Source organism: Stenotrophomonas sp. 1L-E-5-B-C3 (assembly GCF_057292075.1).
This window is the reverse complement of record NZ_JBXAWS010000017.1, coordinates 45,198-70,566: the sequence shown is the minus strand read 5'-3', so window position 1 is coordinate 70,566 and position 25,369 is coordinate 45,198. Positions and strand designations below refer to the sequence as shown.

The 25,369-nt window shown below is 67.4% G+C and carries 28 protein-coding genes; 11 read left to right on the top strand and 17 right to left on the bottom strand.

The genetic code is table 11. The features are described from left to right. From AC0Z6F_RS18595 to AC0Z6F_RS18585, 3 genes are all read right to left on the bottom strand, one after another. On the bottom strand, positions 1-1,590 hold the full coding sequence (locus AC0Z6F_RS18595) for a phospholipase D family protein (protein WP_485618072.1): 1,590 nt from the start codon (positions 1,588-1,590) through the stop codon (positions 1-3). Positions 1,591-1,738: 148 nt separating this feature from the next. After that, entirely contained in the window at positions 1,739-2,437 is a 699-nt protein-coding gene (locus tag AC0Z6F_RS18590; RefSeq protein WP_012511794.1) for an RNA pseudouridine synthase, read from the bottom strand. A 47-nt stretch (positions 2,438-2,484) separates the two neighbouring features. Next, positions 2,485-2,985 (bottom strand): M48 family metallopeptidase, encoded by a 501-nt coding sequence (locus tag AC0Z6F_RS18585; RefSeq protein ID WP_012511793.1) that lies wholly within the window; start codon positions 2,983-2,985, stop codon positions 2,485-2,487. 61 nt (positions 2,986-3,046) lie between these two features. Between AC0Z6F_RS18585 and AC0Z6F_RS18580 the strand changes: the two genes are divergently transcribed. Both AC0Z6F_RS18580 and AC0Z6F_RS18575 read left to right on the top strand, forming a co-directional pair. Next, positions 3,047-3,604: a DUF2058 domain-containing protein gene (locus AC0Z6F_RS18580; RefSeq protein WP_032969603.1), complete on the top strand. Its 558-nt coding sequence runs from the start codon at positions 3,047-3,049 to the stop codon at positions 3,602-3,604. Between the two features lie 159 nt (positions 3,605-3,763). After that, positions 3,764-4,030 (top strand): DksA/TraR family C4-type zinc finger protein, encoded by a 267-nt coding sequence (locus AC0Z6F_RS18575; protein WP_100435179.1) that lies wholly within the window; start codon positions 3,764-3,766, stop codon positions 4,028-4,030. 441 nt (positions 4,031-4,471) lie between these two features. Here the strand turns inward: AC0Z6F_RS18575 and AC0Z6F_RS18570 are convergent, their stop codons facing one another. Next, positions 4,472-5,065 (bottom strand): mechanosensitive ion channel family protein, encoded by a 594-nt coding sequence (locus AC0Z6F_RS18570; protein ID WP_005418176.1) that lies wholly within the window; start codon positions 5,063-5,065, stop codon positions 4,472-4,474. A gap of 37 nt (positions 5,066-5,102) precedes the next feature. Continuing rightward, on the bottom strand, positions 5,103-5,282 hold the full coding sequence (locus AC0Z6F_RS18565) for a hypothetical protein (protein ID WP_485618075.1): 180 nt from the start codon (positions 5,280-5,282) through the stop codon (positions 5,103-5,105). Positions 5,283-5,407: 125 nt separating this feature from the next. Here AC0Z6F_RS18565 and AC0Z6F_RS18560 point away from each other — a divergent pair, with 125 nt between their 5' ends. From AC0Z6F_RS18560 to AC0Z6F_RS18550, 3 genes are read left to right on the top strand one after another with little or no spacing between them, the layout of a single operon-like run. Continuing rightward, entirely contained in the window at positions 5,408-5,986 is a 579-nt protein-coding gene (locus AC0Z6F_RS18560; protein WP_485618077.1) for an RNA polymerase sigma factor, read from the top strand. Beyond that, a complete protein-coding gene (locus AC0Z6F_RS18555; protein ID WP_485618078.1) occupies positions 5,983-6,522 on the top strand; it encodes a hypothetical protein in 540 nt (179 codons plus the stop codon). The genes AC0Z6F_RS18560 and AC0Z6F_RS18555 overlap by 4 nt, the downstream gene beginning before the upstream one ends. Before the next feature lie 11 nt (positions 6,523-6,533). Next, on the top strand, positions 6,534-7,415 hold the full coding sequence (locus AC0Z6F_RS18550) for a DUF4097 family beta strand repeat-containing protein (RefSeq protein WP_485618079.1): 882 nt from the start codon (positions 6,534-6,536) through the stop codon (positions 7,413-7,415). Positions 7,416-7,464: 49 nt separating this feature from the next. Here AC0Z6F_RS18550 and AC0Z6F_RS18545 read toward each other — a convergent pair whose 3' ends face one another. From AC0Z6F_RS18545 to AC0Z6F_RS18535, 3 genes are all read right to left on the bottom strand, one after another. After that, complete coding sequence (locus AC0Z6F_RS18545; protein WP_012511788.1) at positions 7,465-7,647, bottom strand: hypothetical protein; 183 nt, start codon at positions 7,645-7,647, stop codon at positions 7,465-7,467. Positions 7,648-7,658: 11 nt separating this feature from the next. Further along, positions 7,659-7,952 carry a YkgJ family cysteine cluster protein gene (locus AC0Z6F_RS18540; RefSeq protein ID WP_050559906.1) on the bottom strand — a complete coding sequence of 98 codons (294 nt, stop codon included), beginning with the start codon at positions 7,950-7,952 and terminating at the stop codon, positions 7,659-7,661. A 230-nt stretch (positions 7,953-8,182) separates the two neighbouring features. Further along, positions 8,183-9,544, bottom strand: a complete 1,362-nt coding sequence (locus AC0Z6F_RS18535) for an Hsp70 family protein (RefSeq protein WP_006382573.1) — start codon at positions 9,542-9,544, stop codon at positions 8,183-8,185. 180 nt (positions 9,545-9,724) lie between these two features. Here AC0Z6F_RS18535 and AC0Z6F_RS18530 point away from each other — a divergent pair, with 180 nt between their 5' ends. Then, positions 9,725-10,060 carry a zinc ribbon domain-containing protein YjdM gene (locus tag AC0Z6F_RS18530; RefSeq protein ID WP_006382572.1) on the top strand — a complete coding sequence of 112 codons (336 nt, stop codon included), beginning with the start codon at positions 9,725-9,727 and terminating at the stop codon, positions 10,058-10,060. A gap of 7 nt (positions 10,061-10,067) precedes the next feature. On the opposite strand, the gene AC0Z6F_RS18525 is transcribed toward AC0Z6F_RS18530, so the two are convergent. Then, positions 10,068-11,219 (bottom strand): tetratricopeptide repeat protein, encoded by a 1,152-nt coding sequence (locus AC0Z6F_RS18525; RefSeq protein WP_485618082.1) that lies wholly within the window; start codon positions 11,217-11,219, stop codon positions 10,068-10,070. Positions 11,220-11,448: 229 nt separating this feature from the next. On the opposite strand from AC0Z6F_RS18525, the gene AC0Z6F_RS18520 reads away from it, so the two are divergent. The 4 genes from AC0Z6F_RS18520 to AC0Z6F_RS18505 all read left to right on the top strand — a co-directional run bounded on the left by AC0Z6F_RS18520 (position 11,449) and on the right by AC0Z6F_RS18505 (position 14,313). Beyond that, positions 11,449-12,051: an HD domain-containing protein gene (locus AC0Z6F_RS18520; RefSeq protein ID WP_006382570.1), complete on the top strand. Its 603-nt coding sequence runs from the start codon at positions 11,449-11,451 to the stop codon at positions 12,049-12,051. Between the two features lie 49 nt (positions 12,052-12,100). Continuing rightward, positions 12,101-12,274 (top strand): oxidoreductase-like domain-containing protein, encoded by a 174-nt coding sequence (locus AC0Z6F_RS18515; protein WP_100435178.1) that lies wholly within the window; start codon positions 12,101-12,103, stop codon positions 12,272-12,274. Beyond that, complete coding sequence (locus tag AC0Z6F_RS18510) at positions 12,271-12,888, top strand: DUF998 domain-containing protein (RefSeq protein WP_485618084.1); 618 nt, start codon at positions 12,271-12,273, stop codon at positions 12,886-12,888. Before AC0Z6F_RS18515 ends, AC0Z6F_RS18510 begins: the two co-directional genes overlap by 4 nt. A gap of 78 nt (positions 12,889-12,966) precedes the next feature. Next, a complete protein-coding gene (locus tag AC0Z6F_RS18505) occupies positions 12,967-14,313 on the top strand; it encodes a virulence factor family protein (protein ID WP_485618086.1) in 1,347 nt (448 codons plus the stop codon). A 120-nt stretch (positions 14,314-14,433) separates the two neighbouring features. Here the strand turns inward: AC0Z6F_RS18505 and mprF are convergent, their stop codons facing one another. After that, the gene (gene mprF, locus AC0Z6F_RS18500) at positions 14,434-16,998 is read right to left on the bottom strand and encodes a bifunctional lysylphosphatidylglycerol flippase/synthetase MprF (protein ID WP_485618087.1); all 2,565 of its coding nucleotides are present in this window, start codon (positions 16,996-16,998) and stop codon (positions 14,434-14,436) included. A 192-nt stretch (positions 16,999-17,190) separates the two neighbouring features. Here mprF and AC0Z6F_RS18495 point away from each other — a divergent pair, with 192 nt between their 5' ends. After that, complete coding sequence (locus AC0Z6F_RS18495; protein ID WP_005418155.1) at positions 17,191-17,538, top strand: RidA family protein; 348 nt, start codon at positions 17,191-17,193, stop codon at positions 17,536-17,538. Positions 17,539-17,739: 201 nt separating this feature from the next. Here AC0Z6F_RS18495 and rnfB read toward each other — a convergent pair whose 3' ends face one another. The 7 genes from rnfB to AC0Z6F_RS18460 form a co-directional block, all read right to left on the bottom strand. Then, a complete protein-coding gene (rnfB, locus tag AC0Z6F_RS18490; RefSeq protein ID WP_485618089.1) occupies positions 17,740-18,153 on the bottom strand; it encodes an Rnf electron transport complex subunit RnfB in 414 nt (137 codons plus the stop codon). 24 nt (positions 18,154-18,177) lie between these two features. Next, positions 18,178-18,768 (bottom strand): HAD family hydrolase, encoded by a 591-nt coding sequence (locus AC0Z6F_RS18485; RefSeq protein WP_065723969.1) that lies wholly within the window; start codon positions 18,766-18,768, stop codon positions 18,178-18,180. Between the two features lie 78 nt (positions 18,769-18,846). Further along, positions 18,847-20,928: a methionine--tRNA ligase gene (gene metG, locus AC0Z6F_RS18480; RefSeq protein WP_065723970.1), complete on the bottom strand. Its 2,082-nt coding sequence runs from the start codon at positions 20,926-20,928 to the stop codon at positions 18,847-18,849. Positions 20,929-21,031: 103 nt separating this feature from the next. Then, the gene (locus AC0Z6F_RS18475; RefSeq protein ID WP_032971981.1) at positions 21,032-21,475 is read right to left on the bottom strand and encodes a DUF2147 domain-containing protein; all 444 of its coding nucleotides are present in this window, start codon (positions 21,473-21,475) and stop codon (positions 21,032-21,034) included. Between the two features lie 383 nt (positions 21,476-21,858). Continuing rightward, a complete protein-coding gene (gene gloA2, locus AC0Z6F_RS18470) occupies positions 21,859-22,263 on the bottom strand; it encodes an SMU1112c/YaeR family gloxylase I-like metalloprotein (RefSeq protein WP_065724424.1) in 405 nt (134 codons plus the stop codon). Then, positions 22,260-23,330: a serine hydrolase domain-containing protein gene (locus AC0Z6F_RS18465; protein ID WP_485618091.1), complete on the bottom strand. Its 1,071-nt coding sequence runs from the start codon at positions 23,328-23,330 to the stop codon at positions 22,260-22,262. The genes gloA2 and AC0Z6F_RS18465 overlap by 4 nt, the downstream gene beginning before the upstream one ends. A 13-nt stretch (positions 23,331-23,343) precedes the next feature. Beyond that, the gene (locus AC0Z6F_RS18460) at positions 23,344-25,284 is read right to left on the bottom strand and encodes a DUF885 domain-containing protein (RefSeq protein ID WP_485618093.1); all 1,941 of its coding nucleotides are present in this window, start codon (positions 25,282-25,284) and stop codon (positions 23,344-23,346) included. Positions 25,285-25,369 lie beyond the last annotated feature (85 nt).

Here is a 25,369-nt window from a genome sequence, read left to right as displayed (position 1 = left end):
CTACAGCTGCGATTCCACCGGCAGCCAGCTGATCACCCGCGCGGTCCAGCGCTTGCCGAGGCTGGCACCGGGCTCGGCTTCCACCCAGTGCGGCGGCGGCTGCCGTTGCAGCCAGCGCAGGTCATTATCGCGCCCCAGCGCCAGCCACCAGCTGTGCTCTGGGCCGGCCAGGCGCAGGTATTCATCGCGCAGCTGCGCCCCCAGCACCGGATCATCGAACAGCACGCCCATTTCGGTATTGAGATAGGCCGAGCGCGGGTCGAGGTTGAACGAGCCGACGAAGCCCCGGCGGTCATCGACCACGAACGCCTTGGTGTGCAGGCTGGCGCCGCTGCTGCCGAACAGGCTGGCATCCAGCTGGCCGTGTGCCTTCAGCTCGTACAGCTGCACGCCGGCCTTCAGCAACGGCACGCGATAGCCCATGTAGCCGCCGTGTACCGCCGCCACGTCGTTGGCGGCCAGTGAGTTGGTGACCACGCCGACCTGCGCGCCGCGCGCGGCCATTGCCGCCAATCCCTCCACGCCTTCCACGCCAGGCACGAAATACGGCGAGATCAGCAAGGCACTGCGGCGAGTGCTGCGCAGCTCGTCACTGAGCGTGCTGACCAGCCAGGCATGGCGATCATCGTCGCGGTGCTTCATCGGCGGATCGGAAGCGATGCGTACGTTCGCGCTCCAGTGCAGTGGCTCAGGGCTGGGCCGCTGCAGGCGGCGGGAGTCGGCCACGCGCTGCAGATAGGGTTGCGCCTTGGCATGCATCGCATCCAGGTCCGACTGCCGTACCAGCTGCCGCAGCTGTTCATCGTTGTATGACGCCAGCGCGGAAATCGGGATGGCCCCGCTGCTGTTCCAGTAGTCGTCGAAGATCTGGTTGGCCTGCTGCACGGCCGGCCCCGCTACCACCAGGTCCAGGTCCTGGAAGTTCACGTCGTCGCGCGCGCTGAAATATTCCTCGCCGATGTTGCGACCACCGACGATCGCGATGCGGCCATCGGCGATCCAGCTCTTGTTGTGCATGCGGTGGTTCACGCTGAAGGCGCGTTGCACCAGCTCCAGCATGCGTGCGATGCCCGTGCGGTTGCGGAACGGGTTGTAAAGGCGAAGCTCGATGTTCGGGTGTGCATCGAGCGCCATCATCAACGCGTCCTTGTCCTTGGCGTTCATGTCGTCAAGCAGGATGCGCACGCGCACGCCGCGCTCGGCGGCGTCGTACAGCGCCTTGGCCATCAGATGGCCGATCAGGTCGTCGTGCCAGATGTAGTACTGCAGGTCGAGGCTGCGTCCCGCATGCGAGGTGATCATCGCGCGCGCTGCGAAGGCGTCCATGCCATCGCTGAGGAAGGCCACGCCGGATTGCCCGGGATGGGCTGCCTGCAGCGGCACGATCTGCTGGTCGATACGGGTCTGCGCCGGCTGCAGTGGCAGCACCTGCGAGGGCGCGCCACGCGCCTGCGGGGTGAGGTGGTCGGCCAGCAGCAGGCCGGACAGGACCAGCAGCAACAGGATGGCGATGATGATCGCAGTGACGCGCAGCAGGCGTCGCCACAGGGGCTTGGGCAGGCTCATGCCCCGATGGTAGAGCCACGTCATGCGTGGATGAAAGCCAACAGACCTGTCGCCGTAGATCCACGCCATGCGTGGATGGGGTCAGAGCCCTTTCCCGCGGAAAGGGATCCGACCCCGAGGGTTGAAGGGTCAGACCCCTTGTCGCAGGGAAGGGCTCTGACCCTGGACGGGGTCAGAACCGCTCGTCGCTGCCCAGGTAGCGCCACTGCCCCGGCGGCAGCGGCCCCAGCGCCACGCGGCCGATGCGCAGGCGGCGCACTGCGGCAACCTGCAGCCCCGCGGCGCCGACCGCCACGCGCAGGCCCTTGGCGGTCAGGCCTTTGCCAGCGAAGCGCAGGCGCTGCTCGCTCTGCCAGCTGACCTTGGCTCCGCCGGATTCGTGCTGCAGCCGCGCCATCAACCAGGGACCGCGTTCGGGTCCGCCTTCAGCCACTTCGATCAAGTACTCCTGCTCGGTGCGGCCGAGATTACGCTGCAGGTGGGCGAGCGTCGCCGGGTCCTGGCTGACCACCACCAGGCCGCTGTCGCTGGCCGGAAGCGCGGCAGCCAGCTGCAGTCCATGGAAATGGCGCTGCAACGGGCGGGTGCCGCTGGCATCAAGTTCGCTGCGGCTGTCGCTGCTGATCAACGCACACAGCGCTTCGGCCGCGACGCCAGCGGGCTTGTGCAGCAGCATGGTGACCCGCTCGGCCTTGTCATCGCTGGCCTGTTCGGCCACCACGATCACCGCACTCTCGTCGACCGGGCGTTGCGGCTGCTCGACCACCTCGCCATTGACGCTGACCCAGCCGCCTTCGATGTAGCGCCGGGCTTCACCGCGCGGGATGCCGAGCAGGGCGGACAGGCGTTTGTCGAGACGGGTCGGTTCCATGGCGGAAAGGTCAGGCAGGGGGCGCGCAGTGTAGCCGCAACGCCGGTTCAGCGCTGGCCACGGTTGGCCAGCTCGGTCAGGTACAGGCGGGTATCGAACTCCAGCTGCAGGTAATCCGGCTCCATGTGCTGGCACAGCTGGTAGAAGGCCTTGTTGTGGTCGGCTTCCTTCAGGTGCGCCAGCTCGTGCACCACGATCATGCGCAGGAACGCGGCCGGCGCCTGCCGGAACACGGTGGCGATGCGGATTTCACGACTGGCCTTGAGGCGGCCACCATGTACGCGGGAAATGGCGGTGTGGGTGCCCAGTGCGTGCTTGATGACTTCCAGCGTATTGTCGTAGCAGACCTTGTTGAGCGGCACCGATTTGCGCAGGTAGCGGTCCTTCATATCCTGCGTGTAGTCGTACAGCTGGCGGTCGCTGCGCACTTCATGCGGGTCGGGGTAGCGCTGCTGCAGCCAGGGGCCGAGCTTGCCCTGCGCCAGCAGTTCGCTGACCTGGGCGACCAGGGGTTCGGGGTAGCCGGTGAGGTACTTCAGGACTGCCATGCAGGGGCGGCGGGGCGTCGGTAGAATGGGGCCTCCAGATTACACGCGGTACGCATCGACCATGGCAAAGCCCAACGCGCTGCAGGAACAATTGCTCAAGGCCGGCCTGGCCAAGAAGTCGCAGGCCAGCGCTGCCGCCAGCGCGCAGGCAAAGGCCCGCCAGGGCAAGGCCGAATCGACCTCGGCCGAGGTCCAACGTGAGGCTGAACGTACCCGCGCGGAGAAGATCGAGCGCGACCGCGCGCTGGCGGCCGAGCGCAACGCCCAGGCCAAGCAGGCTGAACAGAAGGCCCAGGCCAAGCAGATCATCAGCGCCCATGCCGTGCCCCACAAGGGCGACGACGAGTACCGTTTCAGTGACGGCGCGGCGATCCGCACCCTGCTGATCGACCCCAAGCTGCGCAAGGCGCTGTCGGTGGGCGTGCTGGTCATCGTCGCCCACGGCGAGAGCTACGCGTTGCTGCCGCGCGCTGCCGCCGAAAAGGTGCGTGAACGTGCCCCGGAAGCGATCATCGTCGACCACGGCCAGCCAGGCTCGACCGCAGAAATCTCCACCGGCAACGCCGAAGACGACGCCTACTACGCCCAGTTCCAGGTGCCGGACGACCTGGTCTGGTAAGCAAAAAAGGGGACGGAGGGGATTAAGCCGCAATCGGCCTGAACCGGCCCGTCTGCCTTCTGCTCAGCTTGCTGAAGGCCCGCCGGTCATTGCCCGGCGTACCGTTCACTCCGCGGTGTATCGTCCCCATATCAGGCGACACACCTGCGGAGGATGGCCATGGCCACCGGTTGGGCGGGAGACGGCGCGGTCCAGGACCAGATCGACGCCACCGTTGACGATGCGATTGCCCGCGCGCGGCGCCAGCTGCGTGAGGGCCCGGGTCTGGAACACTGTGAGGAATGCGACGCGCCGATCCCGTTGGCGCGGCGCCAGGCCGTGCCGGGTGTGCGGCTGTGCGTGGCGTGCCAGCAGGTGCATGACGACGAAGAGCAGGCGCATGCCGGCTACAACCGCCGTGGCAGCAAGGACAGCCAGTTGAGGTAAAGGTTGTTCGGCAGGGCTTGCAGCCCTGCGCCTGCCGAAGCAACGTCAACTTCAACGTCAAAAGCGGGCATTACGTGGGACACCGCCCCACCTCTGACAGATTCCCGCGATCTGATAGATCCACGCCATGCATGGATGAAATCTGTCAGATATCGATAGTCAAATTGGGATCAGAGCCCGTTGCGTAGCAACGGGATCCGACCCCGTGCCGTTCCGGCAGATCGCGGAAATCTGTCGAAGGCGGGGTGGGTCCGGTGGCGGGAGTGTCCGCGGCATGGATGCCGCGGCCAAGCCCCCATGGACGGGTTTACGGCGTCTCCCGCCACCGGACTCACCCCGCCATCCCACAGGAAGCCAGCTTTTGGCGTTGCTTCGGCTGTTGCTGGTGCTGTTGCTCCAGCTCGTAGCGGGTGCAGGGCGCAGCCCTGCCGAAAACCACCCTCAGCCGTCGCCCTGGATGCCGCCAGGGGCCTGCGCCGGGTCACGCCAGCGGCGCACCGTGCGCTGGAAGAACAGGTTGTTCGGCAGCTGCAGCACCGTGCCCTCGTGGCCGTCGCCGGTTTCCTGCAGCGTGGTGTAGATCAGGTTCACGTCGATCACCCGGCCCTTCAGGCCCGGCTTCTCGCCGTTCTCCAGCACTTCGATGTAATCGTGCAGGCGGAACGGGCGGGTGGTGAAGATCAGCAGCGTGCAGAAGATGTTGGACAGCACGCTCCACGCCGCGAAGAAGGCCACCGCACCCACGGCCGCGAAGCCGGTGAAGGCGGTCCACAGCACAGAAGGCTTCGCGCCGAGCAGGCTGAGGATGTACAGCAGGGCGCTGAAATAGACCACGAAACTGGTGATCCGGCGCGCGCCCATAACCATTTCAGGCGGCAGCGTGTAGTGCTCGGCGAAGCGCCGAATCAGGCGACGGGCGAGCACCCGCAGCAGCCAGGCAACCAGCAGCACCAGCACGATCTGCAGGGCGACGCCTGCGTAGTTCAGCCACGGGTGGCTCCAGGCCGGCAGGTGATCCTTCAGCGACAACATCATGGGGGGCGACAACAGGTGGTAATAACGACCTTCGATGTTACCCGGCGCGTGCCGTGGATTCGACTGCCGGGGCCCAGGCCAGGCACACCAGCTCCTGGTGATGCTGCTGCAGACAGGCGCGTCCGTTGTCGGGGCGCAGCTGCAGCGACAGGCCCAGTGCCTGCAGCACGACGCAGGCGGCGATCACCAGCAGGGCGGCGCAGGATGGGCTGGACATGGCAGGGCTCCCGGACGTCATTTTCATGAAAGACCTACCATGGATGCAGCAGCCGCCGAAAAGGTTGCATCGCGTTGGCGGTCGATTGCCTTAAACCTTTTCCCGGGTCGGTGCATCCAAGCGATATGCTCGACACCACCATGCCCGCGCCGCCTGCCGCCAACGACGCCGTCGACGAACCCGCTCTGGTGCGGGCGGCGGCTGCCGGCGATACCGCTGCCTATGAACTGCTGTACCGGCGCCATGCGCCCCGTGTATTCGCTGTGCTGTGGCGGCTGTGCGGCGGCCAGCAGGCGCGTGCCGAAGACGCATTGCAGGAAGCGTTCCTGCAGGCGTGGAAGGCGCTGCCGGGGTTCCGTTTCGAGAGCAGTCTGTCAACCTGGCTGCATCGCCTGGGGGTCAACGCCACGCTGATGGAACTGCGTGGGCGTGCTGCCGGGCAGGATCACGACAGCCTCGACGAAGTGGACGGAGGCTTGCAGGAACTGGCGGTACACGACCGCTGCGCCGGCACCGAACGCGACCTCGAACGGGCGCTGTCGACGCTGCCACCACGGGCACGTGCGGTACTGGTGCTGCACGACATCGAAGGCTGGAAACACCAGGAAATCGCCGAACAGCTGCAGATGGCCGTCGGCAGTTCCAAGGCACAGTTGCATCGTGCGCGCGGCCTGTTGCGCGCACGGCTGGGAGACATGACATGAGTACACACGACCACGATTCCGACCACGACCTGCTGGCACGCCTGCGCGCGCTGCCAGCCGAACGCAGCGTACCCACCGATGGCTGGGCACGCCTGTCGGCGCAGTTGCCGCCGCGCGAAGCGCCCGCGGACCCCTCGCCGGCCGACAACGTGGTGGCCCTGCCGCTGCGCCCGCGTCGCCGCTGGTGGCTGCCGGTGGGCGCGGCGCTGGCTGCCAGTCTGGCGCTGTACGCGGTGGCGCCGTGGCGCCATGCGCAGTTGGATGCGCCGATGCCGACACAGTCATCGCTGCAGCTGCAGGCGGCGGCAATGACCGAGCAGTACCAGCAGGCCGTCGCTTCGCTGCCCGATGGACGGGCGCCGGAATGGCAGCCAGCCCTGCACGAACTGGATGAAAGTGCGGCACAGATCCGTGCCGCACTGGCGCAGGACCCGCGCGCCCCGCATCTGCTTGGCCAGCTCAAGCGTACCTACGCACTGCGGCTGGAACTGACCCGGCAGGCGGCCTATGCCGCCGAGTCCGGCTTGACGACCTGAGGAGACCCCCCATGACCCGAATCCTGATGACCTGCTGCGCCGCCCTGTTGCTGGTGCCTGCCGTGGCGCTGGCCGATACGCGGATCGACGAGCGCCACAACCTGGCCCCGGGCGGCCGCATCGAGCTGAGCAACGTGGCCGGCAAGGTGACCGTGCGCGGCTGGGACCGCAACGACGTGCAGCTCACCGGCACGCTCAGCGATGGCCTGCAGCTGCGCCAGGAAAAGAGTGCCAACCGCGTGCGCTGGGAGATCGAATACCCGCGCCGCAACAACAACGGTGGCGCCACGCTGGTGCTGAACGTGCCGCGCTCGGTGGAGCTGCTGTTGAGCACGGTCAGCGCCAGTCAGGAGATCAGTGGCATCGATGTTCGCCGGCTGCAGGCCGACACCGTCAGCGGCAGCCTGAGCGCGTCAGGGCGCAGTGGCGACAGCAAGCTCAATACGGTCAGTGGCAGCGTCAATGCACGGCTGCAGACGCCGAGACTGGACGTGAACACGGTCAGCGGCCGCATCGAAGCGGGCGGCGGCGTGTCCGGTGATATCGGTGCGCAGACCGTATCAGGCCGGGTCGACGTCGATGCGGGTAGGGTGCAGCGCCTGGCAGTGGAAACCGTGTCGGGCAGCATCGACCTGGCCGCGGCGGGACTGGCGCCGGGTGGCCGCATCAATGTCGAGTCGGTGAGTGCATCGGTCAACCTGCGCTTGCCGCGCACTGTGTCGGCACAGCTGTCGGTGAACAGCTTCAGTGGTTCGATCAACAGTGATGCCGGTAACGTCGAGCGGCCGCGTTATGGGCCGGGCAGCCGACTGGACACACGACTGGGCGGCGGTGACGGTGACATCCGCATCGAATCGCATTCGGGCAGCGTACGGGTACGCCTGGACCGCTGAGCGCGGTCCGGCAGGCCGCGGCGGCAGCGCCGCCGCGGTCGGGGGAGGGTCAGCTGGCCTTCTTCAGCGCCCAGGTGGTACCGAGAACTTCGATCTTGCCACCGCTCTTGCGGAACGCGGCCAGGTCCGAAGCGATCGAGTCGCTGCTGACCACGGTGCTGGCGGATGCGCCCTTGCGTTCACTGCGGATGCTGTTGCTGGCCTTCGCGGGGGTCTTTGCCTTGCGGGGCATGGTGGCTCCTGTCAGGTGGAAGGGGAGGAAAGCGCGCAGGACTCGGCCTGGCGCAGGTAGTCCTGCCGCTCGCGGCGGCAGTCGTCGCCGCCCATCGAGAACTGGCGGCAGATCGCCGGGCGCTGCGAATAGATCGTGCAGCGCAGGTGATACGGATCGATTGCCGCACACCAGCCTTCCTCGTTGCGCGCCATCACGGCACGGCCGTGGGTGTCGCGTGACAGGAACTGGCCGGGCACGTGGTCGCCGGGCTGCAGCAGGACCGGCAACCGGCAACAGACCGCGTCACAACGGCGGCAGTCGATGGGTGCTGGTTCAGCGTCAGGTTGTACGGCCACAGGGGCCTGGCGGGTGCCCAAAGCGGGTCTCGATGGCGGCTCGGGTAGTACGCGGACCATGATCGAGCCAGAGGGCATGGTCGCCAGACCCGCTGGGCGGGCCAGGCTGCACCATGGGTACACACACCGGCGAGGCCAGTGGACGGTGCAGCGGTTTTCTAGCCGACCAAGGGTAGCGCAGACCGCGTAACGTTTTGTTAATCCCGGCTGGCTGCCGCCAGCGCCAAGCCCTGGACCACGCCCAGCGAGGGCTCGCCATGGACCATGTCGGCACCCGGGAAGGCCTCGGCCACTGCCTTGCGGAGGTAGCCGGCGCGGGACATGCCGCCGGTCAGGAACACCGCATCCGGGTCGCCGCCAATGTCATTGCGGACCTGGGCCAGCAGTTCCCGGATCTGCTCCAGGTAGCCATGCGCGGCGGCGGCCAGGCCATCGGCGCTGCTGTCGGCATGCAGGTCGCGGGCGATGTAATCCAGCGTGCTGCGGTGTTCACTGGCGGCGCTGAGGGCGATCTTGGCGCGTTCGACATCGCGGTACAGGCGCGCGGTGTTGCCGGTGTCCTGCAGGGCCTGCAGGCGTGCACCCCAGGGGGCGTCAACGTGGTCGTAGCTGTGCTGGCGGAAATCACGCTGCCGGGTCATGTCCTGCACGGTGGCCGCCTCCACGTAGTGGTGGGTGGGCACGCGGGTGATGCCGCGGCCGAACAGCGGCATGTAGCTGGACAGGCTCAGCGCCAGGTCGATGTCGGTACCGCCGCGGGCGATACCCCAGGCGCGGTGGATGCGCGGTGCGTCGTCGCCGCCGACTTCGGCATGTGCAATGTCAGTGGTACCGCCGCCGATGTCGACGATCACGGCCTGATGCCGCTCGCGGCTTTCGGCGTGGTAATGCATGGCCGCAGCGGCGGGTTCTTCAAGGAAATCGATCTGGTCGAAGCCGGCCTGGGCGGCGGCCTCGCGCAGGATGTCCAGCGCCTGGTCGTTGCCTGCAGCGCCGATCGAGCTGCGGAACTGCACCGGGCGGCCGAGCAGGGCGGCACGCAGCGGACGGCCGAGCTGGGCGCCGGCGGTCAGGCGGATGTGTTCGAGGATATGCGCGGCGATGCCGGTGATGGTCTGCCTGGCGCGCGGGTGCAGGTTGTAGCCGAGCATCGACTTCGGGCTCTGCACCAGGTTGCCCTCGTGTTCCTCGAAGTACGCTTCCAGTGCCTCATCGCCGTAGACCGCGTTCTGCAGCAGGTCGCTGGCACTGCGTTCCTGGCCGGCACGGGCTTCCATCCACTCGCGGCGCAACGCGCGCAGGGCTTCCCGGCGCAGCGCCTGCGGCGTGCGTTCCTGGCCGGCGGCGCGGGCCGCGCGCGCGGCGCTGTCGATCATCTGCTGCAGCTGGTGTTCCTGGCCGTCGTCGAGCTGGAAGTCGTCCGGGTCGGGGACCACGCCGGGGAAGTACACGCTGGTGCGGAACTGCTCGGCGTCACCGAAGCGGATCGGCAGCAGTTTCCCCTCATGCACGATGGCGGCGGCGGAGTTGCTGGTACCGAAGTCGATGCCGAGGCGCATGGGGAGTTCCGGGGACGATCAGGGGCCGCGCACTCTGCTGCAGTTCGCGGCCGACTGCAAGTTCCTGCGTCTTCCCCGGCCGGACAGGGCCGGGGCGCCCCCACGCACCACCTGTGGAAATGGGGAAAAGGGCCGGACGGTTACAATGGCGGCTGTTGATTCATTTCGAGGTACTTGCCGATGTCTTCTGTTCCCGCCTGCCCGCAGTGCACCCTGGAAAACACCTATGCCGATGGCGCGCTGTGGATCTGCGCCGACTGTGGCTTCGAGTGGACCGCCGATGAAGGTTCCGGTTCGACCCTGGTCGTGCGTGACAGCAACGGCAACACCCTGCAGGCCGGCGACACCGTCACCGTGATCAAGGACCTGAAGGTGAAGGGCTCCTCGATCCCGCTCAAGCAGGGCACCGTGATCCGCAACATCCGCCTGGTCGAGGACGATGCCGAGCACATCGAAGGCAACTCGGACAAGATCAAGGGCCTGGTGCTGAAGACCTGCTTCCTCAAGAAGGCCTGACCGGCGTTCAGCGCCGGGCCTGCTGCTGCGCGCGCCAACGGGCCAGGCTGTCCAGCTTGGCCTGGTAACGCGCCTGTTCCGGCGCACCGCCCAGCAGTTGTGCGCGGGTCAGTTCACGGTCGGCGCGCTTGAGCTGGCCGGTCAGGAAGTACGCCCGCGCCAGCCCGAAGTGGAACTGGTGCGCGGTGTCGTACAGGCGTACTGCCTGCCGGTAATAGCGGATCGCCTCCTCCAGCTTTCCGGCGCGCTCGGCTTGCGTGCCCAGCATGTACTGCGCGAAGGGGTCCTCGCGTTGCACCGACTTCAGCCGTCGTTCCAACGCCTCGGCCTGCGCGACCAGCCCCAGCCTGCGGTACAGCGCACTGGCGTTGTTCAGTGCGGCGTCCTGGCGGCCGTCCAGTTGCAGGGCCTTGTCCAGCGCCCGCTTCGCGGCGTCGATATCACCCTCGCGGTTGTCCAGTACGCCGAGATTGTTCCAGACCGAAGGAAACGCGCGGTCCTGTGCCACCGAGGCGTCAAAGAAGGCTCGCGCCCCGGCGAGATCACCTTCGGCCATCTGCTCTGCGCCCCGGTTGTTGTAGAAGTGCGCCAATGCACGCGCTTTGCTGACCGGCTGCGGACCGTGCCGGTCGTAAAGCACATTGCGGTCCAGGTCGACCGTGCCGTAGCGCCCGGACATCTCGACACCTGCATTGACATGACCAACGCTGTAGACCACGCCGTTTTCCTGGTCCTGGTACCAGGACACCACCTGGCCGACTTCCTGCACACGTGCCTGGATGCCGGCCTCGCGTGCCAGCGCAACGAACATCAGGGTGAAGGCCAGGCAGTTGGCACGGCGCTGCTGCCAGACTTCATCCACGGTGTAGGTCGCGTTGGCGTCGTACTGCAGGTCCAGGCCCTGGCGGTCGAAGATCATCTCCACCAGCGCCTGCAGGCGTTGCTCGCGCGAAGAACTGCGATCGATCACCTGCTTCTGCAGCATCGCGCGCATTTCCGGGGGAATCGCGAAGACCTGATCGGGCGAGGGAATGCTGGTGCTGGAAGCGATGCGGGGGCTGCCCGGTGCGTCGGTTCCGGCGTGACCTTGGGCAAGGGCAGGTGCTGATACGGAAACGGCCAGGACCAGTGCGAGAAGGCGGGCGGCAGGACGATACATGACGACTCCCGGCAGCGGCGGGCGCTCCCGCCTGAGGCGAGTGTAGGCCTGCGACGGGGGCGTCGGCGTCACCGTTGGTCGGCAGCGCCATCCATCCACAAGCGGTGTGGACCAGCGCTCGACAAAGCTGTGGACAACCGCCTCCAGGCCGCGCCCGGCCAGCGTCGTGAGCGTGTGGTGAAAAAACCGCCAGCTTGCCCGGCGTCGGTCCAGGCATGATGATCCGGGCATGGACTTCTCTCCGCTGACGCTTGCACCGGCGCAGTGGCAGGCGCTGCAGGACAGCTATGCAACGCCGCCACGGGCCTACCACCACTTCGGCCATGTGCGCGCGGTGCTGCAGCACTGCCAGGAGGTAGCCGAGGGCCCGGGCTGGCAGCAACCGGCCGAGGTCTATCTGGCCGTGCTCTACCACGATGCGGTCTACCAGGCCGGGCGCAAGGACAACGAGGCACGTTCGGCACAGCTGGCGGTGCAGGCCATCGCGCAGGCGCCGGAACTGGCCGGTGTCGATGCCGCCCGGGTGGAGCAGCTGATCCTGCTGACCGCACGCCATGGCGCGCTGGGGCCGGACGATGTCGACGCCGAGGCGGCCTTGTTCCTGGACTGCGACATGGCGATCCTGGCCGCTCCGGAACCGGTGTTCACGGCCTACGACCGCGGTGTGGCCGAGGAGTACAAGGGCGTGGTGCCAGGCTTCCTGTATCGTGCCGGCCGGCGTCGATTCCTGCAGGGCCTGCTGCGCGCGCCGCGCATCTTCCTCAGCGAATTCTTCCACCAGCGCCTGGACGCCGCGGCTCGCGAAAACCTGCGCCGCCAGTTGGGCGCCTGAGCCGGCCCGTTACACTGGGGCCTGTTTCCACCGATTGCCGTTTGCCACCGTGTCCGTCCCTGATCCCGATCCCCGCCCCGTGCCGCCGGAAGAACCCGGTCCCAACGAATGCTGTGGCAGTGGCTGCCCGCTGTGCGTACTCGACCTGTATGCCGACGAGCTGCAGCGCTATCGCAAGGCGCTGGCCGAGTGGAAGGCGCGGCATCCGGAGGCGACGCCATGAGCCGCATGCGGCCTGCGGCGCTGCTGGCGATGGCGGCATTGCTGCTGTTCGTGGCCACAGCGTTGTGGACCCAGCTCGCACGCACCGACCTGGACTGGGTGCGGGCAACGCTCAGCCTCTACCTGCACGGGCCGTGGGGGCTGCTGCTGCGGAGTGCGTACTGCCTGCTCGCGCTGGCGATCGCCGTGCTGGGCATCGCGTTGTATCGCGGCAGCATCGGCCCACGGCGCAGTGCGGCGGCGCCGTTGTTGTTCACGGTGTCCGCGCTGGGCCTGGCCACGGTCGCCATCGGTGACAGCTGGTTGCCCGAGGCAACACCGCTGCTGGCCCCTTTCATCCATGGGCTGGCGGCCAATACCGCATTCCTGTGCGCCAGCGTCGGCATGCTGCTGCAGGCCTGGTACCTGCGCCGCGAACCGGGCTGGAAGACCGCTGCCGGCCTGCTCTGGGGCTGGGCCTGGCTGGCCTTCGTGCTGCTGTGGCTGCATGTGTTGTGGCGCGCCGGGCCGCCGCGCGGGCTGGGGCAGAAGGTGGTGATCGCGGTGATCGTGGGCTGGCTGCTGTACCTGGCCCTGGCGCTGTACCGCCGCGGCCGTCAGGCCGCAGCCGACTGAATCCCCAACGGACTGCGCCGGTACATGCCGTGCACGCGGCAGCGGCGTATCGTGTGCGCATTCCACCGGGGTTGCGACATGAAGCATGCAGGGCTGGGCAGGGCAATGGGAGTGGTACTGGCGCTGGCTGCACTGCCGGCGACAGCGGCGGTCACCGCACAGCAGTTCAGTCATGGGCGCTTCGAGCAGATCCCGGTGCACATGCCGGCCGGCACGCCGCAGCGTGTGGTGATCTGGTTCCATGAGCCCGCCGCCGGTGGCGACACCAGCCGCCTGCCGATCGAGGCTCTGCGGGCAGACGGCGCGCTGGTTGCGGCGGTGGACATCGCGCACCTGCGCGGGGTGCTCAAGCGCGAAGGTGATCCGACCTGTTCGTTCGGCTCCGGCGATGTGGAGAATTTCTCGCGCTGGCTGCAGGCCTCCCTGCATCTGCCCGGCTACCACCTGCCGCTGGTCGGCGGCGATGGCGAAGGTGCCGAGATGGCCTACACGCTGGCGGCGCAGGCCGACACCCAGGTATTCGCCGGCCTGCTGACCACTGGCTTCTGCCCGGACCACAACCATCAGCGCATGGTCTGCGGCGATGGGGTCAAGCACAACGCGCTGCAACCGGCCGAACTGAATTTTCCGTGGTTGAGCGCGGCCGGTGACCGCGGCTGCAAGGTCGGCCAGGCGAGCCGCTTCGTGCAGCAGGTCGCGATGGCGCGCGAGTTCAAGCGCACCACGCGTGGTGATGCATCACCGGGCCTGGTGGCTGCGGCGCGGGTGATTGGCGCACAGGCGGGCATCAGCCTGGCCCCGCCACCAGCTGTGCTGAAGGGGTTGCCTGTAGTGGAAGTGCCGGCCTCCGGCAACGGTGACACGCTGGCGGTGTTCGTCTCCGGTGACGGCGGCTGGGCAGGCCTGGACAAGGACGTTGCGTCTGCGCTCAACGAGCAGGGCGTGGCAGTAGTCGGCATCGATTCGCTGCGCTACTTCTGGAGCGAGCGCACGCCGAAGGGCTTTGCCGGTGACCTGCAGAAGATCATCGACCACTACCGCACCCAGTGGCATCGCGACAAGGTGATGCTGATCGGCTTCTCGCAGGGCGCCGACGTACTGCCGGCCACCATCAACCAGCTCGATGCCAGTACGCGCGACTCGCTGGATCGTATCGTGCTGCTGTCGGTCGGGAAGAAGGCCGACTTCGAGTTCCACGTCAGCAACTGGCTGGGCGGTGGTGGCGACGGCCTGCCGATCGCACCGGAAGTGGCCAGGTTGCCGGCAGCCAAGACCGTGTGCGTGTATGGCGACAAGGACGAAGACGCACTGTGCCCGGATCTGCCGGCCAATGATGGCGTGAAGAAAGTGAAACTGCCCGGCGATCACCATTTCGGCGGTGACTATGACCGCCTCGCCGAAGTGATTCTCAAGGGCGGCGCATGACCTGCGGCAATCCGCCGGGCATGGCCCGGCGCTACCCGCGTGCTGCATCGGCCTGGTGACGATGCCGGGGTGTGCCGTTGACCCGGTAGCGACGGGCCATGCCCGGCGGCACCGGTGCGCTCAATTCCGCCGCGGATCCAGCGAGATCAGCCGCGTGGCATCGAGCAGCGCGGCCGGCAGGTGCATGCCACCGGGGGCGGCCAGATAACGCGGCCGCCATTGCGGGTCGAACTTGGACTTGAAGCGGCGCAGGCCACTGAACCCGTAGAAGCGCTCGCCGTGCCGTGCCAGCAGGCCGGCCAGCCGGTTCCAGCGCCCGGCCAGTCGATGCTGGGCCAGCCCGGACAACGGCGCCATGCCCAGCGAGAAACGCGCATAGCCCTGTGCGCGGCCCCACAGGAACAGCTCGATGAAGAGGAAGTCCATCGTGCCCTTCGGAGCCTCGTTGACGTGGCGCATCAGGTCCACCGACAGCTCGGCACCGGCCGGTGCCTGCCACAGGTTGGCGAACGCCACGATCTGGCCCTCGGCCTCGACCAGTGCCACCGGGAAGCGCACCAGGTAATCCGGGTCGTAACTGCCGAGCGAGAAGCCCTTCTCGTCGCCGGCCTTGTCTTCCAGCCATGCGTTGGAGATCGCGTGCAGGCGCGGCAGCAGGCTTGGGATCTCTTCCACCGATGCCACGCGGAAGGACAGGCCGCTGCGCTTGCCGCGGTTCCAGGCCTGGCGCAGGTCGGCACGCTCGCGTCCCTCCAGCCCGAAATCATGCAGCGGTACCATCGCTTCTTCGCCCAGCTTGACCAGGCCCAGGCCGAGGTCGAGATAGGTCTGCCAATAGGTTTCACCGACTTGGTAGAACACCGGCCGCAGCCCGAGCCGGTCGGCTTCCTCGCGGAAGCGCCAGATCAAGGCGCGCGCCACATCCGGTGGACCGACCGGATCGCCCATGGCGATCAGCGAACCGCCATAGCGCTGCATCATCACAAAGCCTTGCTTGGCCTCATCGCGCAGCACTGCCTTGTCGGCAGTCAGCACCAGGCAGGCCTGGGTATCAGTGGCGCCAGCCAGCACGGGTGCCAGTGACTGCAACGTAGCCTCGTCGGCGGGTCGCAGTGGGCTGCGCGTGCTGTGCAGCAATCGCGCCAGGCCGAACATCACCAGCGCGATCGCGACCACCAGCAACGCACGCAGTGCGCGCGGTGCATTGCCCGACACCGCGAACTGCCACCACAGCTCGTTCTGGTACTCGACGTGGCTGTAGGTGAAGAACAGCAGCCAGGTGACCGCCACCAGCACCAGGCCGAGGTTGCGCAGCCATGGCCATGACCAGGCTTCATCGAGCAGTGCACCCTGGCGGTAGAACTCGCGGCGTGCGGCCCACAGCGCCATCGCCACCAGCAGCGCAGAAACGGCGATCAGCAGTTGGCCACCGCGCAGCCACAACGGCAGCGGGGTGATCACGCACACCGCCATCGCCAGCATCCACGCGGCATGGCTGCGCCTCGCCAGACCCTGTCCGATCAGCAGCAGGGCGACACCGCTGAGACTGCCGATCAGGTGCGAGGTTTCCAGGATCGGCAGCGAAGCGCCGACCAGATGGCGGCGTGGCGTTGGCAGCGTGCCATCGATGACCAGCGCGGCGCCGATGCTGAACACGGCCAGCGCGATGATCTGCGGCAGCCACGGGCGCAGCGCGTTCCAGCCGGCACGGGTTGCTCCGGCACTGGCCTGCAGTGGTTGCCGCAGCGCGGGCGCAAGGGCAAGCAGGGTGGCCAGCAGCAGCGGCAGCACGTAGTAGGTGACGCGGTAGATCAGCGCTGCGGCCAGCACCGCTGCCGGGGCTACCTGCGGCAGCAGCTTCAGCAGGCTCCACTCGAACACGCCCAGGCCCGCCGGCACGGTCGAGACCAGGCCGGCCAGCACCGCCACCAGGTACAGGCCGACGAAGCCGGGCAGGCCGGTGGGCGTGGAGTCGGGCAGCAGCACATAGAACGCAGCACTGGCCAGCACCAGCTCGATGACGCTGAGTACGGTGACACCCAGCATGGTGCGGCGGTCGGGCAACCACAGTGCATGGCCGAACACGCTGAACTGCCGTCCCTCGCGGCCGACCAGCAGCACGGTGCCCACAAATGCGAGCAGGGCGGCCACGCCGACCACGCGCACCGCGTCTGGATTCAACGGCAAAGCCAATGCCGCGGCTGCCGGCTCCATGCACAGCGCCACGCTGATCAACAGCCACGCACCGAACACGAAACCGAGCGTGCTCATCAGCACCACCTGCCCGATCTGCGCCAGGTCGAGGCCGGCGCTGCGGTAGCCGCGCAGGCGTACCGCGCCGCCGGTCAGCGCGGCAAAGCCCACGGTCTGGCCGAGGGTATGCGCGAGGAAAGCGGTGATGCCGATGCGCGCTGGATGCACGCGGATGCCGCTGCGGCGCAGACCGATGGCGTCGAAGCCGATCAGGCAGGCATAGCTGGCCAGGCCGAGTACCACGGTAAGCGCGATCTGGGTGCCGCTGAGCTGGCGGAAGGCCTGGCGGATGGCACGGTAGCCATGCTTGTCGAATTCACCGGCCAGGCCATGCAGGGCCAGTGCCAGGATCAGCAGCGGGATGACGATGGTGGCGACCCGCTTCCAGGTGGGCGTGGAAGGGGGAGCGATGGAATCGGAGGGAGCGGTCATCGGCGCAAGGGTGCGGCAGCAGGGGCGAGGGCGGTGTCAACGCGGGCGTGGCGCATCGTGCGCCTGTCGCGGGCATTTGACCAGCAGAACTGTCGGAGGCCGGTAGTGGCATTGCGTACAGGGCGTCCATGCACCCACCGTTGGTCGGTTTGGAGGACAATGCAGGCCTGATCACCCGCAGGAGCCACGCCCATGATGGAGCGTTACGACGTCGGACCGCGCATGTCCGAAATGACCGTGTACAACAAGGTCGCCTATCTCTCAGGCCAGATTCCCGAAGACACCAGCCAGGACATCACCGGACAGACCCGGCAGGTGCTGGCCGAGATCGACAAGCTGCTGGCGCTGGTGGCCAGTGATCGCCAGCACGTGCTGCGTGCGGAAGTCTTCCTCGCCGACATCGCCGATTTCGATGGCATGAACAAGGCGTGGGACGAGTGGGTGGTCGAGGGCGCGACCCCGGCCCGCGCAACGTTCGAAGCCAAGCTGGCCCACGCCGAGTGGAAGGTTGAAATCGTGGTGACGGCGGCGGTGCCGTAACCCTTGTACGGAGTCAGATCCCTCTCCGTTGGAAAAGGGATCTGACCCCTAAGGTTGGCGCTGGCTGGGCAAGCGCGGCTGGGTAGAGTCGACTGGTAGTCGACTATCGCGCGCAGCGCGGGGTTTTACGCCGTCGGAACGAAGAGCAGTCGACTGACAGTCGACTCTACCCCGCCGCTCCATCGCCCGCTGGCCCGGTGGTTACGCCGGCACCATCTCGATGCAGTCCACCGGGCACGGTGGAATGCACAGTTCGCAGCCGGTGCACAGATCGGCAATGACCGTGTGCATGTACTTGGCACCGCCGACAATGGCATCCACCGGACAGGCCTGGATGCACTTGGTGCAGCCGATGCAGTCGGCTTCCACGATCAATGCCACCTGCGGCGCCTTGTGTTCGCCGCGCGCGCGGTCGAACGCAACCGCAGGCACACCCAGCACCTGTGCCAACGCCCTTGCGCCTGCGTCGCCACCGGGTGGGCAGCGGTCCACGTTCGCTTCGCCACGTGCCATCGCCTGCGCATACGGGCGACAGCCGTCGTAGCCGCATTGCCCGCATTGGGTCTGCGGCAGCAAGCGGTCCAGGCGTTCGGTCAGGGGCGGGATCAGGCTCATGCGTGGCGAAGGCTGCGCGTTGGGTTACTTCAGGGGTTTGCCACGGAACCAGCGCTCGTGGGCCAGCGCCAGCATCGGCCGGTCTTCGGAACTGTCGCCGTAGGCGTGGATGCGCACGTAACGCGACAGATCGAACTGGCGGCGGATATGCTCGACCTTGCGCGGGCCACAGTCGCCGCCCGCATAACGACCGGTCAGGCGACCGTCCTGGCTTTCCAGCCGGTTGCAGATCAGCTGCAGGCCCAACTGCTCGCACCACGGCTTCAGGTACAGGTCCAGCGAACCGGACACGATCACCACCGTGTGCTGCTGTTCCTTGTGCCAGCGGATCTGCTCCAGCATCTCAGGCCGCACCACGTCGGGCAGCACATCACGCGAGAAACCGGCTGCCAGCGTGGTGATGTCGTCGCTGTGGCGGTCGCTGAAGGCCAGGCGGGTGACGCGTGCGCGGATGCGTTCTGCCGAGATCAGCTTCAGCTTGTACGCAGCCAGCCACGGGCCGATCTTCCACCATGCCTGTGCCAGCTGTTCGGCCGTGGCGACGCGGCGCAGGAAGCGGCCATAGGTATCGCAGGTGGTCACGGTGTGGTCGAAGTCGAACAGCGCCAGTTCCATTCCGTTGCCTCCCATCGCGTTGCTTCCGGTGGCCGGTGCTGCCGGCGGGCGCGGCGGTGGCCACGCCCGCTGCAGGCATCAGCGGACCGGCATGCCCGGCTGTGCGCCGCTGTCGGCGTCCAGCAGCGCCAGTGCGCCGCCGTCGAAACCGGCCGACAGGATCATGCCTTCGCTCAGGCCGAAGCGCATCTTGCGCGGAGCCAGATTGGCGATGAACACCACACTGCGGCCGACCAGCTTTTCCGGCTCGCCATAGCTGCCGCGGATGCCGGAGAAGATCTGGCGCTTGCCCAGTTCGCCCGCGTCCAGTTCGAAGCGCAGCAGCTTGTCCGAGCCTTCCACGAACTCGCACACCAGCACCTTGCCAATGCGCAGATCGAGCTTGGCGAAGTCATCGATGCCGATCGTGGCCGGTGCATCGGCGTTGTTCGCTTCGGCTTTGGCGGCGGCCGGCGCGGCGGGCTTGGCCGCTTCGCTCTTGGCGGTGGGGGCTGCAGCGGCGGTGGTCTGCAGGGTGTCCTTGGAGGCGTCGATCATGGCGTCAATCTTCTTCGGGTCGATACGGGTGAACAGCGGGGTGTAATCGGTGATGCGATGGCCCAGCAGCGGCTGCGCCAGTTCGGTCCAGTCGTTCACCGGTGCGGCCAGGAAGGCTTCGGCCTGTGCGGCGGTGGCCGGCAGCACCGGCTTCAGTGCGGTGACCAGCACGCGGAACAGGTTCAGGCCCTGGCTGCACACCGCCTGCAGCTGCGCGTCGGCGCCTTCCTGCTTGGCGATCACCCACGGCTTCACATCATCGATGTAGCGGTTGGCTTCATCGGCCAGGGTCATGGTCAGGCGGATGGCGGCGGCCGGGTCGTTGCGCTCGTAGGCTTCTCGGATCGGTGCCAGGCCATCGACGAAGCGCTGGTACTGGGCCGCGTCGGGCAGCTGCGCAGCCAGCAGGCCGTCGAAGCGCTTGCTGATGAAACCGGCACAGCGGCTGGCGAGGTTGACGAACTTGCCGACCAGATCCGCATTGACGCGCGCGATGAAGTCACCCAGGTTCAGGTCGAGGTCGTCGACGCCGCCACCAGACTTCGCCGCGAAGTAATAACGCAGCGCTTCCGGTTCCAGGCCGGCATCGAGGAACGTACGCGCCATCACGAAGGTGCCGCGCGATTTGCTCATCTTGGCACCGTCCACGGTCAGGTAGCCGTTGACGTGCAGGCGGGTCGGCGCGCGGTGGCCGGTGCCATGCAGCACCGCCGGCCAGAACAGGCCGTGGAAGTTGACGATGTCCTTGCCGAGGAAGTGGTGCAGCTCGGTGCTGGTGCCGGCGCGCAGGTGCGCCTCGAAGTCTTCGCCGATCCTGCTGCACAGGGTCTGGAAGCTGGACAGGTAGCCGATCGGCGCGTCCAGCCAGACGTAGAAGTACTTGCCCGGCTGGCCGGGAATCTCGAAGCCGAAGTAGGGTGCATCGCGCGAGATGTCCCAGGCGCGCAGGCCACCTTCGGCATTGAGCCACTCACCCAACTTGGCCTTCACGCCCGGCAGGGCGACATCGCCGGCCAGCCAGTCGCGCAGGAAGCCATCGAAGTGGCCGACCTCGAAGAAGAAATGCTCCGAATCGCGCATTTCCGGCGTGGCGCCGGAGACGACCGAGCGCGGCTCCTTCAGGTCGGTCGGCGCATAGGTGGCGCCACAGACTTCGCAGTTGTCGCCGTACTGGTCGGCGCTGCCGCAGTTCGGGCAGATGCCCTTGACGTAGCGGTCGGGCAGGAACATGCCCTTGGCGGGGTCGTAGAACTGCGCCACCGAACGGCGGCTGATGTGGCCGGCCGCTTCCAGCTTCAGGTAGAACTGCTCGGTCAGCGCCTTGTTGGCTGCCGAATTGGTCGAGTCGTAGTGGTCGAAGGCCACGCCGAAGGCGGCGAAGTCACGTTCGTGACTGGCCTGGATGTTGGCGATGAAAGTTTCCGGCGTGACCCCGGCCTTTTCCGCGGCCAGCATGATCGGCGTGCCGTGGGTGTCGTCGGCGCAGACGAACCAGGCCTTGCCGCCGCTCATTCGCCGCGCACGCACCCAGATGTCGGCCTGGATGTAGCCGACCAGGTGGCCCAGGTGCAGCGGGCCGTTGGCGTAGGGCAGGGCGGTGGTGACGAGCGCGGTACGGGTCATGGTCGCGGGGTGGAATCCGAGGGGAACCGCAGAGTATCGCACGCCCGCAACGAGGTGACCCGGCCGGGGCCGGGTCACGGGGGTTCTGCGCGGGCCGCGCCGTTTACTCGCGCACCCAGGTCTGGGTACGGCAGATGAAGGCGATGCAGCCGGCTACGTCCAGCTTGGTGCCGCCGGTTTGCAGTTCCATCTTCGACTTGTAGGTCTTGCCGTTGGCCGGGTCGAGGATGGTGCCGCCGGACCACTTGTTGGCGCCGTCGGCCTTCAGGTTCCAGAGGATGGTCATGCCCTTCACCGGCTTGTTCTTGTTGGCACCTTCACAGCCGTCGCAGACCGGGTTCGGCCCCTTGTCCGAGTGCAGGATGTCGACCACCTTGCCGGTCAGCGTGCCATTGGCGGCCTGGGTGATCTCGACGATCGACTTCACCTTGCCGGTCTTGTCGTCGATGGTCTTCCAGCGGCCGGCAGCGCTGTCGGCGGCCTGCGCCGAGAGCGCGGCCAGGCACAGTGGCAGCGCCAGCAGCAGGGTCTTGAAGGTCTTGCGCATGGTCCCCTCCCAGGGTTCATTCCGGCACGGTGCCGGTATGGGTCGACTGTATACCCATTCGGCGGGGTATGGGGAAGGGGGCTTCGGCCGGGCTGCGCCCTGCACCCGCGGTAGTGCCGGCCGCTGGCCGGCAACCTCAGAAGCAACAGCCGAAGCAACAGCGTGCATTCCGTGGGATGGCGGGGTGGGTCCGGTTGCGGGGGACGCCGTAAACCCGTCCCTGGGGGCTTGGCCGCGGCATCCATGCCGCGGACACCCCCGCAACCGGACCCACCCCGCCTTCGACAGTTCTCAGCGATCTGTGGGTACCGGCTGGCGTTACCGGTGCCTCGGGGTCAGATCCCTTTTCCGATGGAAAAGGGATCTGACCCCGAGGCACCGGCTCAACCAATTTCGTACAACTCCAATGGCAGGTCGTCGGGGTCGGCGAAGAAGGTGAAGCGGCGGCCGGTGTATTCGTCCACGCGGATCGGTTCGCAGGCTATGCCATGCGCGGCCAGGCGCTGGATGAAGGGTTCCAGCATGGCGACGCGGAATGCGAGGTGGCGCAGGCCCTGGGCTTCCGGGCGGCTGGGACGGGGCGGCGGGGACGGGAAGGAGAACAGTTCCAGCTGGCCGCCGTCGGGCAGGGCCAGGTCCAGTTTCCAGGAGTCACGCGCGGGACGGTGGTTTTCGGCCAGCACCTGCAGGCCGAGGATGCGCACGTAGAAGTCTTTCGAGCGCGCGTAGTCGCTGCAGATCAGTGCGGCGTGGTGGATGCCCAGCAGGGCGCAGGCGTCATCGCTCATTGCAGGGTGTCCAGCCAGCGCTGGGCAATCTTCTGCGCCAGCGGATAGGGTTCGGGGTCGTTGCGGTTGCTCAGCACGATCACGGTCAGGTGCTTTTCTGGATGGCGCACGATCACGTTGCGGAAACCGATGCTCTCGCCGCTGTGCCACTGCACCGGCCCGTTCAGGCGCCAGCCGAAGCCGTAGTGCGGCACGTCCGGCTCGGTGGTTGCGGTGGCCGGGCTGAACATCGCGCGGCGCGAGGCCTTCGACAGCAGGCGGTCGTCATACAGCGCGGCATCCCAGCGGGCGAGGTCGTCCAGCGAGGAATAGATGCCGCCATCACCCAGCACGGCGCTGGTGGTGCTCTGGTCGGTGCGCTGCCAGTGGCCGTCCATCTCGCTGTAGCCGTAGGCACGCTGCGCCACCACATCGACGCCGTCCTGGTGGGCCACGGTATGGGCCATGCCCAGCGGGCGGAAGATCCGCTGCTGCAGGAAGCCCGCGAAATCCTGGCCGGAGGCGCGGCCGACGATCAGCGCCAGCAGCGCGTAGCCGCTGTTGCTGTAGCGGTATTGCGTGCCGGGTGCGAAGTTCAAGCGGTCCGCGCGCGACAGCAGGGCCAGTACATCGGCATCGTGCACCTGGCGGGTGTCGGCCGGGTCCATCAGGTCTTCGTAATCGAGCAGACCACTGGTGTGTGAGAGCAGTTGGCGGATCGTCATGTCTGCCGCCACCGGGGGCAGCTCCGGCAGCCACTGCCGGGCAGGCTGGTCGAGCCCCAGCCGGCCATCCTCCACCAGCAGCAGCACCGCGGCGGCGGTGAACTGCTTGCTGACCGAGGCCAGCCGGAAGTTGCTGGCCGGAGTGACTGCGGTGCGGTCTTCCACCACCGCCAGACCATAGCCGCGGCGGAACACCGGTTTGCCGTCGTGCAGCACCAGCACGGCGCCGCCGGGCACCTGGCCGTCGTAGGCCTGCATCAGGCCGTCGATCCCCGTATCCGGCGGTGCCAGCACCGGAGCCGCTGGGCCCGTCGTCGGCAGCAGGCCCAGCACGGCGGCGAACAGGACGACGGCAGGGCGCATGGCGGCTCCGGACTCAGGAGGAAGGCGTGGGCGTGGTGCTGGCCGGCTGCGCCATCCAGCGTTCCATCTTGCGGCTCAGTACGTCCAATGGCATCGAGCCGTCCTTCAGCAGTTCGGCGTGGAAACGTCGCAGGTCGAAGGCTGCACCCTGCCGTGCCTTGGCCTTGTCGCGCAGGCCCACGATGGTGGTCAGGCCGGCCACGTTGGACAGCGCCTGGCCGGGCTGGGCCATGATCCGCTCGACTTCGGCGTTGGCGTCATCGCTGCTCATGTCCACGGTCTTCTGCAGGTAGGCCACGGCCTGCTGCTTGCTCCAGCCCTGCGCGTTCACGCCGGTGTCGGCCACCACGCGCGCCGCGCGCAGCAGGCGCGAGTATAGATAACCGATGCGGTCATAAGGGTCGGTATAGATGCCGAGATCCTCGCCCAGGGTTTCCGCGTACAGGCCCCAGCCTTCGACGAAGGCCAGGTCGCCGCCCAGGCGGCGGAAGCGCGGCAGCTTGGCCAGTTCCTGCTGCAGGCCCAGCTGTACGTGGTGGCCGGGAATGGCTTCATGCAGGTACTGCACCGGCACGCTCCAGCGCTTGCGGCTGGGCAGGTCGCGGGTGTTGACGTACAGCAGGCCCGGCTGCCCGGCCGGCGACGGCTGGTAGGCCGCCGCAGCGGAGGTGAGTGCACGCTCGGGCTCCACCGCGCGTATTTCCAGCGTGGACTTGGGCAGGGTGTCCAGCACCTGCGGCAGGCGCGCGTTGACCTGCTGCTGCACCTGGCGGTAGCGGTTGATCAACGCATTGGCGTCGCCGTACTGGAACTGGCGGTCGTTGCGCATGCTGCGCAGCAGCTTGGACGGCGTACCGCGCAGCTTGGCGTCCTTCATCACCGTAGCGATCTGTGCCTGCAGCTCCTGCACGCGCTGTTCGCCCAGTGCATGCAGCTGCGTGGCGGTCTGGTCGCTGGCGGTGGTCTGCACGATCAGGTTGGCATACCAGGCCTGGCCATCGGGCAGTGCGCCCAGCCCGCTGCTGGCGCGGGTGGCCGGCAGGTACTCGGTGGCGATGAAGCCGCGCAGGGCACGGTAGGCCGGCATGATGCGCAGTTCGATCATGCGCTTGTACTCGGCACTGATACGCGCCTTGTCCTCGGCCGCGATGGTGTTCGGCATGGTGCGGATCGGCGACCAGAAGATGCTCTCCTCAGCGGTCGGTTTGATCACTGCATCCAACTGCGGGATAACCTTCTCCATCAGGTCACGCGGCTGCACAACACCGGCTTTCACGCCCTGCCGCATGTTGTCGATGGCCTGGTCGAACAGCTCGGGAATGCCCAGCGAGCGGCGCGACCAGGTGTCGTAGTCCTGCACGGTATTGAACGGCTGTGCGCCGGCACCGGAACCGAGGATCGCCATGATGCTGCCGACGTTGTAGTACTGGCTGATCGGCATCATCCAGCTCGGGTAACGCTCGGCGGCCAGCGAGGCGCGCGCATCGCGCACGAAGATCTCGTAGCTGAGCAGGTCCTGGCCCTGCAGGCCGTCATTGCCCAGTTTCTCGACCTTGCCCAGCCATTCGGTAGTGAAGTCGTGCGACTGCTGGCGCCAGGTGGGGGACAGGATGTTGGGCAGCTGGTCGTTGTAGCGGGTTTCGCCCTGGAAGGTGGCCTGCAGCGGATTCAAGCGCATCGAGGCATCCCAGTATTCGTCGTAGAGGCGCTCCAGCTGCACCTGCTTGGGCACGGCGCGGGCCGGTGCGACCGGACGTGGCGCAGCGCGGCGCGCCGAACTGCCACGGGCCGGCGCGGTGGCGCGGGTGGGCCTGGCCTTGGGCTTGGCGGCCTGGCGGGTCTGCGCGGCGGCAGGACGGCTGGCCTTCTTCTTCGCTGCTTCGGCCGACGGAACGGCACTGAACAGGAACAACGCGGCGATGGCGGCGGCCAGGACGCGGGTGGGATGCGGCATCAAGAAGCTTCCGTGGAACACAGACCGTGGAGCTTGCACGATCCGACCGCGTACGGCCAGCGTGAAGGCGCAGTCAGCTTGCCGG